Source organism: Pseudomonas sp. BN505 (assembly GCF_029873175.1).
Taxonomy (GTDB): domain Bacteria; phylum Pseudomonadota; class Gammaproteobacteria; order Pseudomonadales; family Pseudomonadaceae; genus Aquipseudomonas; species Aquipseudomonas putida.
On record NZ_SSOI01000045.1, the window covers coordinates 1 to 16402 of the forward strand.

General features: G+C 64.1%; 10 protein-coding genes and 1 rRNA gene. 9 read left to right on the plus strand and 2 right to left on the minus strand.

Annotated elements, in window-relative coordinates; all coding sequences use genetic code 11:
- Nucleotides 1-42: 42 nt before the first annotated feature.
- From rrf to E8E78_RS13205, 7 genes are all read left to right on the plus strand, one after another.
- A 5S ribosomal RNA gene (gene rrf, locus E8E78_RS13175) occupies nucleotides 43-158 on the plus strand.
- 150 nt (nucleotides 159-308) lie between these two features.
- The gene (gene recC / locus E8E78_RS13180; protein ID WP_049277962.1) at nucleotides 309-3788 is read left to right on the plus strand and encodes an exodeoxyribonuclease V subunit gamma; all 3480 of its coding nucleotides are present in this window, start codon (nucleotides 309-311) and stop codon (nucleotides 3786-3788) included.
- Nucleotides 3785-7459: an exodeoxyribonuclease V subunit beta gene (recB, locus tag E8E78_RS13185; protein ID WP_049277959.1), complete on the plus strand. Its 3675-nt coding sequence runs from the start codon at nucleotides 3785-3787 to the stop codon at nucleotides 7457-7459. The genes recC and recB overlap by 4 nt, the downstream gene beginning before the upstream one ends.
- Nucleotides 7456-9531: an exodeoxyribonuclease V subunit alpha gene (gene recD / locus E8E78_RS13190; RefSeq protein ID WP_049277958.1), complete on the plus strand. Its 2076-nt coding sequence runs from the start codon at nucleotides 7456-7458 to the stop codon at nucleotides 9529-9531. Before recB ends, recD begins: the two co-directional genes overlap by 4 nt.
- A 198-nt stretch (nucleotides 9532-9729) precedes the next feature.
- Nucleotides 9730-10296, plus strand: a complete 567-nt coding sequence (locus tag E8E78_RS13195; RefSeq protein ID WP_016497897.1) for a YfiR family protein — start codon at nucleotides 9730-9732, stop codon at nucleotides 10294-10296.
- On the plus strand, nucleotides 10293-11564 hold the full coding sequence (locus E8E78_RS13200; protein WP_049277956.1) for a diguanylate cyclase: 1272 nt from the start codon (nucleotides 10293-10295) through the stop codon (nucleotides 11562-11564). The genes E8E78_RS13195 and E8E78_RS13200 overlap by 4 nt, the downstream gene beginning before the upstream one ends.
- A 4-nt stretch (nucleotides 11565-11568) precedes the next feature.
- Entirely contained in the window at nucleotides 11569-12060 is a 492-nt protein-coding gene (locus E8E78_RS13205; protein WP_049277953.1) for an OmpA family protein, read from the plus strand.
- A gap of 142 nt (nucleotides 12061-12202) precedes the next feature.
- On the opposite strand, the gene E8E78_RS13210 is transcribed toward E8E78_RS13205, so the two are convergent.
- Nucleotides 12203-13153: a LysR family transcriptional regulator gene (locus tag E8E78_RS13210; protein ID WP_084967072.1), complete on the minus strand. Its 951-nt coding sequence runs from the start codon at nucleotides 13151-13153 to the stop codon at nucleotides 12203-12205.
- 132 nt (nucleotides 13154-13285) lie between these two features.
- Here E8E78_RS13210 and E8E78_RS13215 point away from each other — a divergent pair, with 132 nt between their 5' ends.
- Together E8E78_RS13215 and mmsB are read left to right on the plus strand one after the other, a co-directional pair.
- On the plus strand, nucleotides 13286-14812 hold the full coding sequence (locus tag E8E78_RS13215; RefSeq protein WP_049274989.1) for a CoA-acylating methylmalonate-semialdehyde dehydrogenase: 1527 nt from the start codon (nucleotides 13286-13288) through the stop codon (nucleotides 14810-14812).
- A 9-nt stretch (nucleotides 14813-14821) separates the two neighbouring features.
- Complete coding sequence (gene mmsB / locus E8E78_RS13220; protein ID WP_016497903.1) at nucleotides 14822-15709, plus strand: 3-hydroxyisobutyrate dehydrogenase; 888 nt, start codon at nucleotides 14822-14824, stop codon at nucleotides 15707-15709.
- Nucleotides 15710-15941: 232 nt separating this feature from the next.
- Here the strand turns inward: mmsB and E8E78_RS13225 are convergent, their stop codons facing one another.
- Nucleotides 15942-16286: a cupin domain-containing protein gene (locus E8E78_RS13225; RefSeq protein WP_003258412.1), complete on the minus strand. Its 345-nt coding sequence runs from the start codon at nucleotides 16284-16286 to the stop codon at nucleotides 15942-15944.
- Between the last annotated feature and the right edge of the window lie 116 nt (nucleotides 16287-16402).

Consider the following 16402-nt stretch of genomic DNA (forward strand, 5'->3'; position numbering starts at 1 on the left):
ATTCGCTGGGCTGTCCATCTGGACATTCTGGCTACAGAATTTCTTGACGACCATAGAGCATTGGAACCACCTGATCCCATCCCGAACTCAGTAGTGAAACGATGCATCGCCGATGGTAGTGTGGGGTTTCCCCATGTGAGAGTAGGTCATCGTCAAGATTCATTTCGCAAAACCCCTATCTGCGCATGCAGGTAGGGGTTTTGTCTTTTCCGCCCAGGAAAAGATTTGTCTCCATGCATGCCATGGTCCACGGCATGCCCCGTGATATGGTTCCGCATCGGAATCAACCGCCTCCCAGGGAATGCTCAATGGCTACTACCACTCTCCACCCCGGCTTCATGATCGTCCACGGCAACCGCCTCGACGACCTGCGCAGTCTGGTGGTGAGCTGGATGCGTCGCTACCCCTTGGCGCCGCTGGAAAACGAAATCGCCCTGGTACAAAGCAATGGCATCGCCCAATGGCTCAAGCTCGCCCTAGCCGAAGATCCGCTTGAAGACGACCAGGGTGGTTGTGGCATCGCCGCCGCAATCGATGTGCAACTGCCCGGCAGCTTCATGTGGCAGTTATACAGAAGCGTGTTGGGCCGCGACGAAATTCCTGAAGTTTCCCTGCTCGACAAGGCCCCGCTGACCTGGCGCCTGATGCGCCTGCTGCCGGCCCTGATCGAGCGACCGCATTTCGAACCGCTGCGGCGCTTCCTTACCGACGACAGCGACCTGCGCAAGCGTTACCAGCTCGCCGAGCGGTTGGCCGACCTGTTTGACCAGTACCAGGTCTACCGCGCTGATTGGCTCAAGGACTGGGCGGCGGGCGAGCACATTCTCAACACCGCCCGCGGCGAGCGTAAAGCGCTGCCCCCGGGTAATCGCTGGCAGGCCGAATTGTGGCGTGCGCTGCTGGATGATGTCGGTGAAGCGGGCATGGCACAGAGCCGCGCCGGGGTGCATCAGCGCTTCATCGAGCGTATCAACAGCCTGCAGCAGGCACCGGCCGGGCTGCCACCGCGGGTGATCGTGTTCGGTATCTCTTCGCTACCAGCCCAGGCCCTGGAAGCATTGGCGGGCCTGGCACGCTTCAGTCAGGTGCTGCTGTGCGTGCACAACCCCTGCCGCCACCACTGGGCCGATATCGTTGCCGACAAGGATTTGCTGCGCCATCAGTACAAGCGCCAGCAGCGCAAGCAGGGCATGCCCCTGCAACTGGACGACCAGTCGCTGCATCAACATGCCCACCCGTTGCTGGCAGCCTGGGGCAAACAAGGCCGCGACTACATCAACCTGCTCGACAGTTATGACGACCCAGGCAGCTACCAGGGTGTGTTCAGCGATGGCCGCATCGATCTATTCAGTGATGGCTCGCCCACAACGCTGCTAAACCAGTTGCAGGACGACATTCTCGAGCTGCGCCCGCTCGCCGAAACCCGCGAGCTTTGGCCGGCAGTCGACACGGTGAAAGACCGTTCGGTACGTTTCCACATTGCCCACAGCCCGCAACGCGAAGTGGAGATCCTGCACGACCAGCTGCTGGCCCGCTTCAGCGCCGACCCTACCTTGCGCCCGCGTGACGTGATCGTCATGCTGCCGGCCGTCGACACCTACGCGCCGCATATCCGCGCGGTGTTCGGCCAGTTGCAACGCAATGACCCGCGCTACATTCCGTTCACCCTCACCGACCAGGGCCAGCGCGGTCGCGAGCCTCTGCTGATCGCCCTCGAACACCTGCTGAAGTTGCCGGACAGCCGTTTCGCGGTCAGCGAAGTGCTCGACCTGCTGGACGTACCGGCCGTGCGGGCACGTTTTGGCATTCGCGAAAACGACCTGCCTACCCTGCACCGCTGGATCGAGGGCGCCGGCATTCGCTGGGGGCTTAATGCCGAGCAGCGGGCCAGCTTGGGCTTGCCCGCAGGGCTCGAACAGAACAGCTGGCGTTTTGGCTTGCGGCGCATGCTGCTGGGCTACGCGGTGGGCGTGGGTGAAGCGTGTGATGGCATCGAACCCTACGATGAAATCGGTGGCCTGGACGCGGCGTTGATCGGCCCGCTGGCCGCGCTGCTCGACGCGCTCGAAGTGGCCTATCAAGCCTTGTCCGAGCCTGCTACCGTCAGCCAGTGGGGGGAGCGCCTGAATGCCTTGTTGCAAGTGTTCTTCCTCGCGGAGGGCGAGCACGACGAATTCCTGCTGATGCAGTTGCAGGAGCTGCGCGACAGCTGGCTCGAAGTGTGCGAGGCCGTTGACCTGCAAGACCCGCTGCCGCTGACCGTAGTCCGTGAAGCCTGGCTGTCGGGCCTCGACCAGGGCAAGCTGTCGCAACGTTTCCTCGCCGGTTCGGTGAACTTCTGCACCCTCATGCCCATGCGCGCCATCCCGTTTCGCGTGGTCTGCCTGCTGGGCATGAACGATGGCGACTACCCCCGCGCCCAGCAACCGCTGGACTTCGACCTGATGGCTAGCGACTACCGACCCGGTGACCGCTCGCGGCGCGAAGATGACCGCTACCTGCTGCTCGAAGCGCTGCTGTCGGCACGTGACCAGCTGTATATCAGCTGGATCGGGCGCAGTATCCGCGACAACAGCGAACGCCCGGCCTCGGTACTGATCGGCCAGTTGCGCGATCACCTCGCCGCCGGTTGGCATCTGGCCGGCGCAGAGCAAGGGCAGCCTGCACAACCGGGCGAGCAGTTTTTACACGCCCTGACCCAGGAGCACCCGCTGCAACCGTTCAGCTCGCGTTACTTCGAGAAGGGCAGCCCGCTGTTCAGCTTCGCCCACGAATGGCAGGTGCTGCACCGGCAGAGTGAGGAGGATGAGCAGGGCGACTCCGACCTGCCGCCTTACCAGGACAATGAAGCGTTGAGCCTCACCCAACTGAATGACTTTCTGCGCCACCCGGTGCGGCATTTCTTCAGTCAGCGGCTGAAGGTGTATTTCGAAGCGCTGGAAGCGCCAACCCCAGATGAAGAACCGTTCGTTCTCGATACCCTGCAACGCTACGGCGCCAGCGAAAGCCTGCTGGGTGCGGCGCTGTCCGAGCCGGACAATGCCGAGCAAGCCTTGCAGGCACAGGCCCGACGTCTGCAGGCCTGTGGCTTGCTGCCGCTGGCCGGCTTTGGCGAGTTGCTGCAAAGCGAGTTGATCGAACCTCTACCAGACTTGCTGCAACGCCACCGCCAGTTGTTGCAACGCTGGCCCCAGCTGGTCGAGGGCGCGTTGCCGGTGCATTTCGAGCACGGCCAACATCGGCTCGAAGGCTGGCTGGGCCGTGTGTTCCAGGCTGATGACCAGAGCCTGCTGAGCATCACCACCGTGCCTAACACCATCAGCGCCGGGCGCAACAACCTCAAGTGGCACCGCCTGATTGCGCCCTGGGTTACGCACCTGGCGGCCTGCGCGGCGGGCTACCACTACAACAGTGCCTTGGTGGCCAGTGACCTGACTCTGCTGCTCGCACCGCTGCCGCAAGACCAGGCCGCCCAACTGCTGGGCGACCTGTTGGTGGCCCGCCAGGCGGCGATGAACGCGCCGCTGCCGGTTGCAGCCAAGACCGCGTTCGCCTGGCTGGCCCAGGACGATGCCGACAAAGCCCTGGCCGCAGCTGCCCGTGCCTATGAGGGCGACGAGCGTACCAGTTTCGGTGAGCGCACGGAAAGCATCGCCCTGGCCCGACAGTACCGCGACTTCGCCGCACTCACCGCTGACGAAACCTTTGAAGGCTGGTGCGAAACCTTGTACCGCCCATTGTTCACCGCCCCTTGGCAGACCCTGGGCAACCCGGAGAAAGGCGCATGACCCAGGACCGTCCTCTGGCACTGAGTTTCCCCCTGCACGGCAGCCAGCTGATCGAGGCCAGCGCCGGTACGGGCAAGACCTTTACCATTTCGGCGCTGTACCTGCGCCTGATCCTCGGCCATGGAGGTGAGCAGGGTTTTGGTCGCGAGCTGCTGCCACCGCAGATCCTCGTGGTCACCTTCACCGACGCAGCCACCAAGGAACTGCGCGAACGTATCCGCGCCCGTCTGGCAGAGGCTGCACGGTTCTTCCGTGGCGAACTGGAACGCGCCGACCCACTGCTGCATCAGCTGCGTGACGATTATCCGCAAGAGGCCTGGCCGCGTTGTGCAGGCCGCCTGGAAATCGCCGTGCAGTGGATGGACGAGGCTGCGATATCGACCATCCACGGCTGGTGCCAGCGCATGCTGCGCGAGCATGCCTTCGACAGCGGCAGCCTGTTCACCCAGACCCTGGAAACCGACCACAGTGAGCTGCTCGGCCAGGTCATGCGTGATTACTGGCGGCGCTTCTGCTATGGCATGCAAGGTGACGCACTGGTCTGGGTGCGTGGCAACTGGGGCAGCCCCGATGCCTTGCTGCCGCGCATTCGCCCACTGTTCGGCCGCGTGCGCGCCCAGCAGGACGGGCCAGAGCCCGCAGCCCTGATCCAGGCATCGCTGCAGCAACGTGGCGAACAGTTGGCCCGGCTCAAGGCGCCGTGGGCGCAGTGGGCCGACGAACTGCGGCAAATCTGCCGCGATGCGCTGGCCGCCAAGCAGGTCGATGGCCGCAAGATGCAGGCCCGTTACTTCGAGCCTTGGTTCGACAAGCTCTCTGCCTGGGCCGGCGACGAGCAACTCGTGGAGCTCGACCTGGGTACCGGTTTCACCCGCCTGACGCCAGACGGCATGGCCGAAGCCTGGAAGGGCGAACCACCCGAGCACCCGGCCCTCAACGCGATGCAGACACTGCCGCAACAATTGCAGGCCCTGGACAGCCCAGAGGCGCCCTTGCTCGAGCATGCCGCCAACTGGGTATCGGCGCGGTTCGAAATCGAGAAGCGCCGGCGTGCGGAAATGGGCTTCGACGACATGCTCGTGCGCCTGCAGCACGCCTTGGCCAGCGAGGCCGGTGAACGCCTGGCCGGCCTGATCCGCGAGCAGTTCCCGGTAGCCCTGATCGATGAATTCCAGGACACCGACCCGCTGCAGTACGGCATTTTCGAGCGCATCTACCAGATCAGCGAAAACCGCGCAGAAACCGGCCTGTTCATGATCGGTGACCCCAAGCAGGCGATCTACGCCTTCCGCGGTGCCGACATCTACACCTACCTCGCTGCACGGCGCGCCACCAGCGGCCGGCTGCATAGCCTGGACACCAACTACCGCTCCAGCACGGCCATGGTCGCGGCGGTCAACCAGGTATTCCTGCAAGCCGAGGCGCGTGATGCGGGGCGCGGGGCATTCCTGTTCCGCGAGCCCGATGACAACCCGCTGCCGTTCATCGAAGTCCGCGCCAAGGGTCGTGGCGAACAGCTGCTGATTGACGGGGAAGCCAGCGCAGCCCTGCAATGCTGGCAGCTGGCGAGCGAAGAGCCAGTCTCCAGCAGTGTCTACCGCCAGCAGCTGGCGGCCAGCTGCGCCAGCCATATCGTCGCCTTGCTCAATGGCGGTCAGCAGGGCACAGCGGGCTTCCAGAATGGCGAAGGCGAACTGCGCCCGTGCCTGCCCTCAGACATCGCCATCCTGGTGCGTGACGGCCATGAAGCGCAGATGGTCCGCGCCGAGCTGGCCGCACGCGATGTGCGCAGTGTGTATCTGTCCGACAAGGACTCGGTGTTTTCCGCCCAGGAAGCCCACGACCTGCTGGCCTGGCTCAAGGCCTGCGCCGAGCCAGACTCGGAGCGCCTGCTCAAGGCCGCACTGGCCAGCCTGACACTTGGCCTGTCGCTGGCCGCGCTGGATCGGCTGAACCAGGACGAACGGGTCTGGGAAGGTTGGGTCATGCGTTTTCGCCATTATCGCGATACCTGGCAACGCCAAGGTGTACTGCCCATGCTGCGGCACTTGCTGCACGACTTCCAACTGCCGCGCACGCTGATCCGCCGCAGTGACGGCGAACGTGTGCTGACCAACCTGCTGCACCTGGCCGAACTGCTGCAGCAGGCGGCGGGTGAGCTGGACGGTGAACAGGCGCTGATTCGCCACCTGGCCGAGCACCTGGCCAGTTCCGGGCAGGCCGGTGAAGAGCAGATCCTGCGCCTGGAGAGCGACGAACAGCTGGTCAAGGTGGTGACCATCCACAAGTCCAAGGGCCTGGAGTATCCCCTGGTTTACCTGCCGTTCATCTGCACCAGCAAACCGGTGGACGGCAGCCGCCTGCCGTTGGCCTGGCATGACAGCCACGGCGACGCCCACCTCACCCTTACCCCGGACCAGGCGCAGATCGAGCGCGCCGACGACGAGCGCCTGGCCGAAGACCTGCGTCTGCTCTACGTGGCCCTGACCCGTGCCCAGCATGCTTGCTGGCTGGGTGTTGCCGACCTGAAGCGCGGCAATCAAAAGAGTTCACAACTGCACCGCTCGGCACTTGGCTATCTGTTGGGTGGTGGCCTTGCCCTGGCAGGCTCGCAGCAGCTTACCCAGTGGTTGCAGGCGCTGGCCGCGACATGCCCGCACATCGCTTGCCCGGGCCTGCCGCCGGCAGATGAGCAGGTATATCGCATGCCCCATGCCGACCGTGAGCTGCTGCCCGCACGCAAGCCGCGCCGCGCAGCGGCCGAGCATTGGTGGATTGCTTCGTACAGCGCCCTGCGTATCGGCGATCAGGCGCTGGTTGCCGACAGTTCGCAGGCCCAGCAACTGCTGGATGACGAAGTGGTCGATGCCCAGGTACTGCGCGAGGTGCCTGCCGACAGTGGCGACATTCACCGCTTCCCGCGGGGGCCGAACCCCGGCACCTTCCTGCATGGCTTGCTGGAATGGGCGGGCCGCGAGGGCTTCAGCCAGGTCAGCAGTGACCCGCAGTTGATCGAGCGCACCGTTGGCCAGCGCTGCAACCGCCGCGACTGGACCGGCTGGATCCCCACCCTCAGCCAGTGGATGCGACGCCTGCTGGGCGAGGCGCTCCCGTTGCCGGGCAGCGACCAGGGCGTGACGCTGGGGCAGTTGCGTCATTACCAGATCGAAATGGAGTTCTGGTTCGCGAGCCACCAGGTCGACGCCGAACAACTCGACCGCCTGGTGGCACGCCACACCCATCCGGGCCTGGCACGCCCGGCGGCGCAGCCGACCGTGCTCAACGGCATGTTCAAAGGTTTCATCGACCTCGCGTTCGAGCTGGACGGGCGTTACTACGTCACCGACTACAAGTCCAACTGGCTGGGCCCGGACATCCAGGCCTACGACGCCATGGCCATGGAAAAGGCCATTATCGAGCACCGCTACGACCTGCAGTACGTGCTGTACCTGCTGGCCCTGCACCGCCAGTTGCGCGCTCGCCTGCCGGACTACGATTACGACCGCCATGTCGGCGGCGCCCTGTTCATCTTCCTGCGCGGCGCGAGCAGCAGCGGCCACGGCGTGTACCACACCAAGCCACCGCGCGAGCTGATCGAAAGCCTTGATGCGCTGTTCCGTGGCGAGCACCCACCGGCACAGCAGGACCTGTTTGCCGGAGCCGAGATATGAGCCGAAACCTGGTTGACCTGTTGCCCACCCCTTTGCACGCCGAGCACTTGCTGGCGCTGGCGCCGCAGCATGACAGCGGTGACCTGCTGCAACTGCTCGACCGCTGGGTAGAGCGGGGCTGGCTGCGGGCCCTGGACCGTGCGTTCGTGTCGTTCCTCGAAGAGCGCGCCCCCGGCAGTGATCCCTTGCTGTTGCTGGCGGCAGCATTGGCCAGCCACCAACTGGGCCACGGCCATGTCTGCCTCGACCTGCAGCAAACCCTGGCCGAGCCCGACTTCGCCCTGTCGCTGCCGCCTGAAGGCGATGCCCTGATCGGGCCCTTGCTGCTGCCGTCGCAGTTGCTGGCCAACCTCGATCTGAATGCCTGGCGCCAGCGCATCGCCGCCAGCTCGCTGGTGGCCGCTGGCGATACCCCGGGCCAACAAGCCCGGCCACTGGTACTCAGCGGTGAGCGCTTGTACCTGCGCCGTTACTGGAGCTACGAGCGGCGTATCGACCATACCTTGCGTCAGCGCCTGACCCAGGCCGAAGCACCGCTGCCCGACCTGTCAGATCGCCTGGCACAGCTGTTCGAGGGCGGTGCACCAGATGGCCAGGTGGACTGGCAGAAGCTCGCCTGTGCGCTGGCCACCCGTGCCGGTTTCAGCATCATCACGGGTGGCCCCGGCACGGGTAAAACCACCACCGTGGTGCGCCTACTGGCCTTGCTGCAAGGCCCGGCGGTGGAGCAGGGCAGGCCGCTGCGCATCCGCCTGGCCGCGCCGACGGGCAAAGCCGCTGCGCGCCTGACCGAATCCATTGGCCAGCAAGTCGAGCGCCTGCAAGTCAGTGCCGAAGTACGCGGGCAAATCCCCACTGACGTCAGCACCGTGCACCGCCTGCTCGGCAGCCGCCCCGGCTCCCGGCACTTCCGCCATCACGCCGGCAACCCGCTGCCGCTGGATGTGCTGGTGGTCGACGAAGCATCGATGATCGACCTGGAAATGATGGCCAACCTGCTCGACGCCTTGCCACCCCGGGCGCGTCTGGTGCTGCTGGGCGACAAGGACCAGTTGGCCTCGGTCGAGGCCGGTGCGGTACTGGGCGACCTGTGCCGGGATGCCGAAGAGGGTTATTACTCGCCAGCGACCGCTGCGTGGCTGGAGCAGATCAGTGGCGAGTCGCTGGCCGCCAGCGGCCTCAAGGCCGGTGATGGGCAGCGCAATCCGCTGGCCCAGCAATTGGTGATGCTGCGCTTCTCACGGCGCTTCGGCGAAGGCAGCGGCATCGGCCAGCTGGCGCGGCTGGTCAATCGCCAGGATTCCCACGCGGCGCGCAACCTGCTGGCCAAGCCGCCGGCCGACGTGCACAGCCTTGCCCTCAAGCACGAGCAGGACCGTGCTTTCGACCGCCTGCTACTCGACGGCCTCAACCGCGGTGCCGAAGGCCCGCAGGGCTATCGCAGCTACCTGCGCACCCTTGGCCGCTACCGGCCTGCACTGGAAACCGCCTTTGACAACCCTGCGTGGGAACAATGGGCAGGCAAGGTGCTGCACAGCTTTGAAGACTTCCAGTTGCTATGCGCGGTACGCCGGGGCGCCTGGGGTGTCGAAGGCCTCAACGAACGGGTGGCCCGGGTGCTTCACAATGCCGGCCTGATCGACAGCCAGCAGCCCTGGTACGAAGGGCGCCCGGTGCTGGTGACCCGCAACGACTACGGCCTGGGCCTGATGAACGGTGATATCGGCATTGCCTTGCGCCTGCCGGACGAGCGCGGTGAGCCGCTGCTGCGGGTGGCCTTCCCGCGGAACGACGGCAGTGGTGGTGTGCGTTTCGTCTTGCCCAGCCGGCTCAATGAAGTGGAAACGGTATTTGCCATGACCGTGCACAAGTCCCAGGGCTCGGAGTTCAGCCACACGGCCCTGGTGCTGCCGGATGCGCTCAACCCGGTGCTGACCAAGGAGCTGGTATACACCGGCATCACCCGGGCCAAGCACTGCTTCAGCCTGGTCGAGCCACGCCAGGGCATTTTCGAAGAAGCGGTGGCGCGCAAGGTGCGGCGTATTTCCGGGTTGATGCTGGAACAGGTGTAAGACCACCAGGCCCAATCGCCGGCAAGCCAGCTCCCACAGGGATTCCACAGCCTTTGAAAGCTGTGCTGCACCTGTGGGAGCTGGCTTGCCGGCGATTGGGCCATCAACCCCGACACATGAACCAGCTCATTCCTACAACGATGCGGCCATGTGCTATCTTTGCGCCGATAGTGGTAAGGACTTTAAGAGATTTCCCACATGAACGTGGCCGCAAGGCGAGTGACAAGCTGTGCGCTTTCGCTATTGCTGGCCGTCCTGTTCCTTTCTGCAGGCCCCGCCCAGGCAGAAACCGCCACAACCGCCGCCCAGGTGCAGCAACGCGCCAAGGCCGTCACCCAAGTGGTACTCGGCATCTTCAGTTACGCCCGTTGGCCTGTCGAACCTTCACCCTTGCGCTTGTGCCTGGTCGGCCCGACCGAATACGCCGATGACCTGATCAAAGGCCATGTGCAGGAGTCCGGCCGCCCGCTGCAGGTGCGGCGCCTGCTGGCAGAAGACACTCAGGTCGCTCAAGCCTGCGATGCCATCTACATCGGCAAACTCGACCAGGGCCAGCGTGACCGGCTGTTCGAGCGCGTCAGCGGCCACCCGGTACTGAGCATCAGCGAAGCGAACGACCCGTGTACGGTTGGCAGCCTGTTCTGCCTGCGGGTCAGCGACCAGCAGGTGGCCTTTGACGTCAATCTCGACTCGGTGGCGCGTTCCGGCGTACGCATCCACCCCAGTGTGCTGCAGTTGTCGCGGCGCCGGGCGGTGCAGCCATGAAGCCGACCCGCAAGCAGGGCGTGCGCCCGACCCTGCGCTCGGTGCTGGGCCGTGGCCACCTCAGCGTTGCCTTGCTCGCCGTGGGCCTGGCCGGTATTTCACTTACTCTGCTGGGCGTGCTCGCCCTGCGCGTCTACGCCAATCACAACCTGCACCTGATCGCCCGGTCGATCAACTACACCGTGGAAGCGGCGGTGGTATTCGATGACAGTGCTGCGGCCAATGAATCGCTGGCGCTGATCGCCAGTCGCGAGGAGGTGGCCGAGGCCAAGGTCTTCAACGACGAAGGCGAGCTGCTGGCGCACTGGCAACGCGCCGATACTGGCATGCTCGCCAAGCTTGAAGTGCAGGTAGCCACCGCCTTGCTGGATGAGCCGGTGAACCTGCCGATCCTGCACCAGCAACAGCAGGTCGGGCACATCGAACTGGTGGGCCAGGGCCGTAGCCTGTTGCTGTTCCTGCTGAGCGGCTTGGCCGGCATCCTGTTCTGCACAGTACTCAGTGCCTTGGCGGCGCAATACCTGTCGCGGCGACTGCTCAGCGATATCGTCCGCCCGCTGCGTGGCCTGGCCAGCGTCGCCCACGCCGCCCGCCGCGAGCGCAGTTTCGACCGGCGCGTGCCGGAAGCGCCGATTGCCGAACTCAACGAACTGGGCAACGACTTCAACGCCCTGCTCGACGAGCTGGAGGTATGGCACAGCCACCTGCAGAACGAAAACCAGACCCTGGCCCACCAGGCCAGCCACGACAGCCTGACCGGCCTGCCCAACCGCGCCTTCTTCGAAGGGCGCCTGAACCGCAGCGTGCGAAACGCTGCGCGGCAGCAAGACCACCTGGCGCTGCTGTTCCTCGACAGCGACCACTTCAAGCAGATCAACGACACCCTCGGCCATGCCGTGGGTGACGAAGTACTGATCAGCGTGGCCGACCGCGTGCGTGCCCAACTGCGTGAGCACGACTTGGTGGCACGCCTGGGCGGTGATGAGTTTGCGGTACTGCTCACACCTTTGCAGTCGCGCGAGGACGCCGAGCTCATTGCCGAGAAGATTGTTGCCAGCATGAAGCTGCCCGTGCAGCTGGACAGTGGCCGCAGTATCGCCACCTCACTGAGTGTCGGTATTGCCTATTACCCGGATGACGGCGCTGACCCCGCCAGTCTTCTCAATGCCGCCGATGCGGCGATGTACCAGGCCAAGCGCAAACGCCGTGGCCATTGGCAAGTGGCGCAGACGGAACGGTCCGCCAATGAAATCAAGAACAGGAGTTGAACCCGTGATACACGCTTTACGTTTCCCCCTTTGGGCGTTGTTGCTCGCCGTGCTGGCGCTGACCGGTTGCCAGAGCCCCCCCAAAAAAGGCCTGACCCCCGAACAGATCGCCGTGCTCAAGCGCGAAGGCTTTACCCCCACCGATGAAGGCTGGGCCTATGATTTGTCCGGCAAAGTGCTGTTCGGTAGCGATCTGGATGGCCTCAACGGCCAGAGCCAGGCAATTGTCGAGCGCATTGGCAAGGCGCTGCTTGGCGTTGGCATCCAGGGCGTGCGGGTGGACGGCCATGCCGATTCGTCGGGCAAAGCGGCGTACAACCAGCAGTTGTCCGAGCGCCGTGCGCAGAGCGTGACCAGGGCGCTGGTCGGGGTTGGCATGCAGGCGCAGAACATCCAGAGCCGCGGCCTGGGCAGCAGCCAGCCAGTGGCGGACAACCGCACCAGTGCCGGGCGCACCGAAAACCGTCGGGTGTCGATCGTGGTGGCGTCCTACTGATCGCTGTCCGCTGAGCTATCACATTTCTCTGTAGGAGCAGCCTTGTGCTGCGAAAAGGCCAGACCAGGCACAGCAGTTGTATTGCCATGACCGGCCCCTTCGCAGCAAAAGGCTGCTCCTGCAAAGGAGCTACGCAGCAGCATCACTCCTGGGCAAAGCGTATGTCGCGGGTTTCCCCCATCAACAACGGTGCATTCGCCTCGGTCACCCCGCGGATGTAATCCCACAACAGGGTAATCCGCTTCAACTTGCGCAAATCCTCCCGGCAGTACATCCAGAACTGCCGCGTCACCTCGATCTCCTCGGGCAGCACCGTCACCAGCCGCGGGTCTTGCGCCGCAAGGAAGCACGGCAGTATCGCCAGCCCACGCCCCTGCAACGCGGCGGTGTACTGCGCAATCACACTGGTACTGCGCAAGTGCGCGTTGGCACCGGGAATCAGGTTGGCCAGGTACAAAAGCTCCGAACTGAACGCCAGGTCATCCACGTAACTGATGAACGGGTGTTTGGCCAAGTCCGCTACCTGGCGGATCGGCGCATGGCCGTCCAGGTAATCCTGGGTCGCATACAGCCGCAAGCGGTAATCGCACAGCTTGCAGCACACATAAGGCCCATGCTCCGGCCGCTCCAGGGCAATGACGATGTCCGCCTCGCGCTTGGACAGGCTGATGAAGTGCGGCAGTGGCAGGATATCCACAGAAATCGCCGGGTAGGCATCAACGAAGTGGCTTAGCTGTGGGGTGATGAAAAAGCTGCCGAAGCCCTCGGTGCAGCCCATGCGTACATGCCCCGACAATGCTACGCCCGACCCGGACACCTGCTCGCACGCCATGTGTAGCGTGCTTTCGATCGACTCGGCATAACCGAGCAAGCGCTGGCCCTCGGCGGTGAGGACAAAGCCGTTGGTCCGCGACTTTTCGAACAGCAACGTGCCCAGCGCCCCCTCCAGCGAGCTGATGCGCCGCGACACCGTGGTGTAGTCCACGCTCAGGCGTTTGGCGGCGCTGCTGGCCTTGCGGGTGCGGGCCACTTCAAGGAAAAACTTCAGGTCGTCCCAGTTGAGCGCGCTCAGGGATGTGAGGTCTTTTTGCATGATGATCCGGTTTTTTTGTGCGTTCTTGTTGGATGTTTGCACATCTATACTCGAAACAAGCCTCAGGACGCCACCTCGCGTTTGCTTGGCGCTGGCGATCTCGTCCCGACAATAATTCCAAGGAGAACGCAGATGAACGCACCGCAGTCCCCTAACAGCACCAAGGTCGAGCAGGTGAAGCTGCTGATCAACGGCCAGTGGGTCGAATCGAAAACTACCGAGTGGCGCGACATCGTCAACCCGGCCACCCAAGAGGTGCTGGCGCGCGTGCCGTTCGCCACCGTCGAGGAAGTCGACGCTGCCGTGGCTGCTGCCCACAGCGCTTTCCAGACCTGGCGCAACACCCCGATTGGCGCGCGCATGCGCATCATGCTCAAGCTGCAGGCGCTGATCCGCGAACACACCAAACGCATTGCCCAGGTGCTCAGCGCCGAGCAGGGCAAAACCCTGGCCGATGCTGAAGGCGATATCTTCCGCGGCCTGGAAGTGGTCGAACACGCTGCGTCCATTGGTACCCTGCAGATGGGCGAGTTCGCCGAGAACGTCGCCGGCGGTGTCGATACCTACACCCTGCGCCAGCCAATCGGCGTATGCGCCGGTATCACTCCGTTCAACTTCCCGGCCATGATCCCGCTGTGGATGTTCCCCATGGCCATCGTCTGCGGCAACACCTTCGTGCTCAAACCTTCCGAGCAGGATCCGCTGTCGACCATGCTGCTGGTCGAGCTGGCGCTGGAAGCCGGCGTACCGGCAGGCGTGCTCAACGTGGTGCACGGTGGCAAGCAAGTGGTGGATGCCATCTGCACGCACCAGGACATCAAGGCAATTTCCTTCGTCGGCTCTACCGAAGTCGGCACCCATGTGTACAACCTCGGCAGCCAACACGGCAAGCGCGTGCAGTCGATGATGGGCGCCAAGAACCACGCCGTGGTGCTGCCCGATGCCAACCGCATGCAAACCGTCAACGCCCTGGTCGGTGCCGCCTTCGGCGCGGCGGGCCAGCGCTGCATGGCCACCTCGGTGGCGGTGCTGGTGGGCAAGGCCCGTGAGTGGCTGCCCGACATCAAGGACGCGGCGAGCAAGCTCAAGGTCAATGCCGGCTGCGAACCGGGCACCGACGTGGGCCCGGTGGTTTCCAAGCGCGCCAAGGAGCGTGTGCTGGGCCTGATCGAAAGCGGCATCAAGGAAGGCGCCAAGCTGGAACTCGACGGCCGCGAGGTCACGGTGCCGGGCTACGAGCAAGGCAACTTCGTTGGCCCAACCCTGTTCTCGGGCGTGAAGACCGACATGCAGGTGTATACCCAGGAAATCTTCGGCCCGGTGCTGGTCACCCTGGAGGTCGATACCCTCGACGAGGCCATTGCGCTGGTCAACGCCAACCCGTTCGGTAACGGCACCGGCCTGTTCACCCAGAGCGGCGCGGCAGCGCGCAAGTTCCAGAGCGAAATCGATATCGGCCAGGTCGGCATCAACATCCCGATCCCGGTACCGGTACCGTTCTTCAGCTTCACCGGCTCCCGTGGCTCCAAGCTCGGCGACCTCGGCCCGTACGGCAAGCAAGTGGTGCAGTTCTACACTCAGACCAAGACCGTCACCGCCCGCTGGTTTGATGACGACAGCATCAATGACGGTGTGAACACCACCATCAGCCTGCGCTAAGGAGAAGTCATGCGTATCGCATTCATCGGCCTCGGCAACATGGGCGCGCCCATGGCCCGCAACCTGATCAAGGCCGGGCACCAACTGAACCTGTTCGACCTCAATAAGGCCGTGCTGGCCGAGCTGGCAGAACTGGGTGGGCAGATCAGCCCGTCGCCCAAGGACGCGGCGGCCAACAGCGAGCTGGTGATCACAATGCTGCCAGCTGCGGCCCATGTGCGCAGCGTGTACCTGAACGAGGATGGCGTGCTGGCTGGTATTCGTGCCGGTACGCCTACCGTGGACTGCAGCACCATCGACCCGCAGACCGCCCGTGATGTGTCCAAGGCAGCAGCGGCCAAGGGCGTGGACCTGGGCGACGCGCCGGTGTCCGGTGGCACTGGCGGCGCGGCGGCGGGTACCCTGACCTTCATGGTCGGTGCCAGCGCCGAGCTGTTCGCCACGCTCAAGCCGGTACTGGAGCAGATGGGCCGCAACATCGTGCACTGCGGTGAAGTCGGCACCGGGCAGATCGCCAAGATCTGCAACAACCTGCTGCTGGGTATTTCGATGATCGGCGTGTCCGAGGCCATGGCCCTAGGCAACGCGCTGGGCATCGACACCAAGGTGCTGGCCGGCATTATCAACAGCTCGACCGGGCGTTGCTGGAGTTCGGACACCTACAACCCGTGGCCGGGCATTATCGAAACGGCACCGGCATCGCGTGGCTATACCGGCGGCTTTGGCGCCGAACTGATGCTCAAGGATTTAGGGCTGGCCACTGAAGCGGCACGCCAGGCTCACCAACCGGTGATCCTCGGCGCCGTGGCCCAGCAGCTGTATCAGGCCATGAGCCTGCGTGGCGAGGGAGGCAAGGACTTCTCGGCCATCGTCGAGGGTTATCGCAAGAAAGATTGACGCAAGAGGTGGGCTTCATCGCGGGCCAGGCGGCCTTCCCTCTGTAACTGCGCACCAGAGGGAAGGGCACCTGCCCCGCGATTTTTTTTGCCCGTATTTCAGGCTACAAATGTTTGTAGGAGCAGCCTTGTGCTGCGAAGAGGCCAGCCAAGACAACACAACTGCTGTGTCTGAACTGGCCTCTTCGCAGCGCAAGGCTGCTCCTACACAGGGCTATGTGTAGCTTCAGGGATCAGGCGAAGACGAAATACTTGCGCACGGTCTCGACCACTTCCCAGGTGCCTTTCATACCCGGTTCGATCACGAACACATCGCCGGCCTTCAGGTGCTTAGGCTCTTCGCCTTCCGGGGTGATGATGCAGTAGCCATCGAGGAAGTGGCAGAACTCCCACTTCTCGTAGTTGACCTCGAACTTGCCCGGGGTGCAGATCCAGGTGCCCATGATCTTGCTGCCGTCGGCCGACAGGTAGGCATTGAGGTTGACGGTGTGCGGATCGCCGCCGATGCGCTTCCACTTGGTGGCGTCCACGACCGGCGTCGGGCAGGTTTCGCGCAGGACGGTGATGAAATCGGACATGGGACAACTCCTGGTGACTGGCTGAATGACTGGTCACCATAGGGCCATCGGCCGAGCCGCAGTTGCCTGGGCTCGACGTCCAGCTGTCTGCTCGCGCTATGCTAGGCGGTTTACCT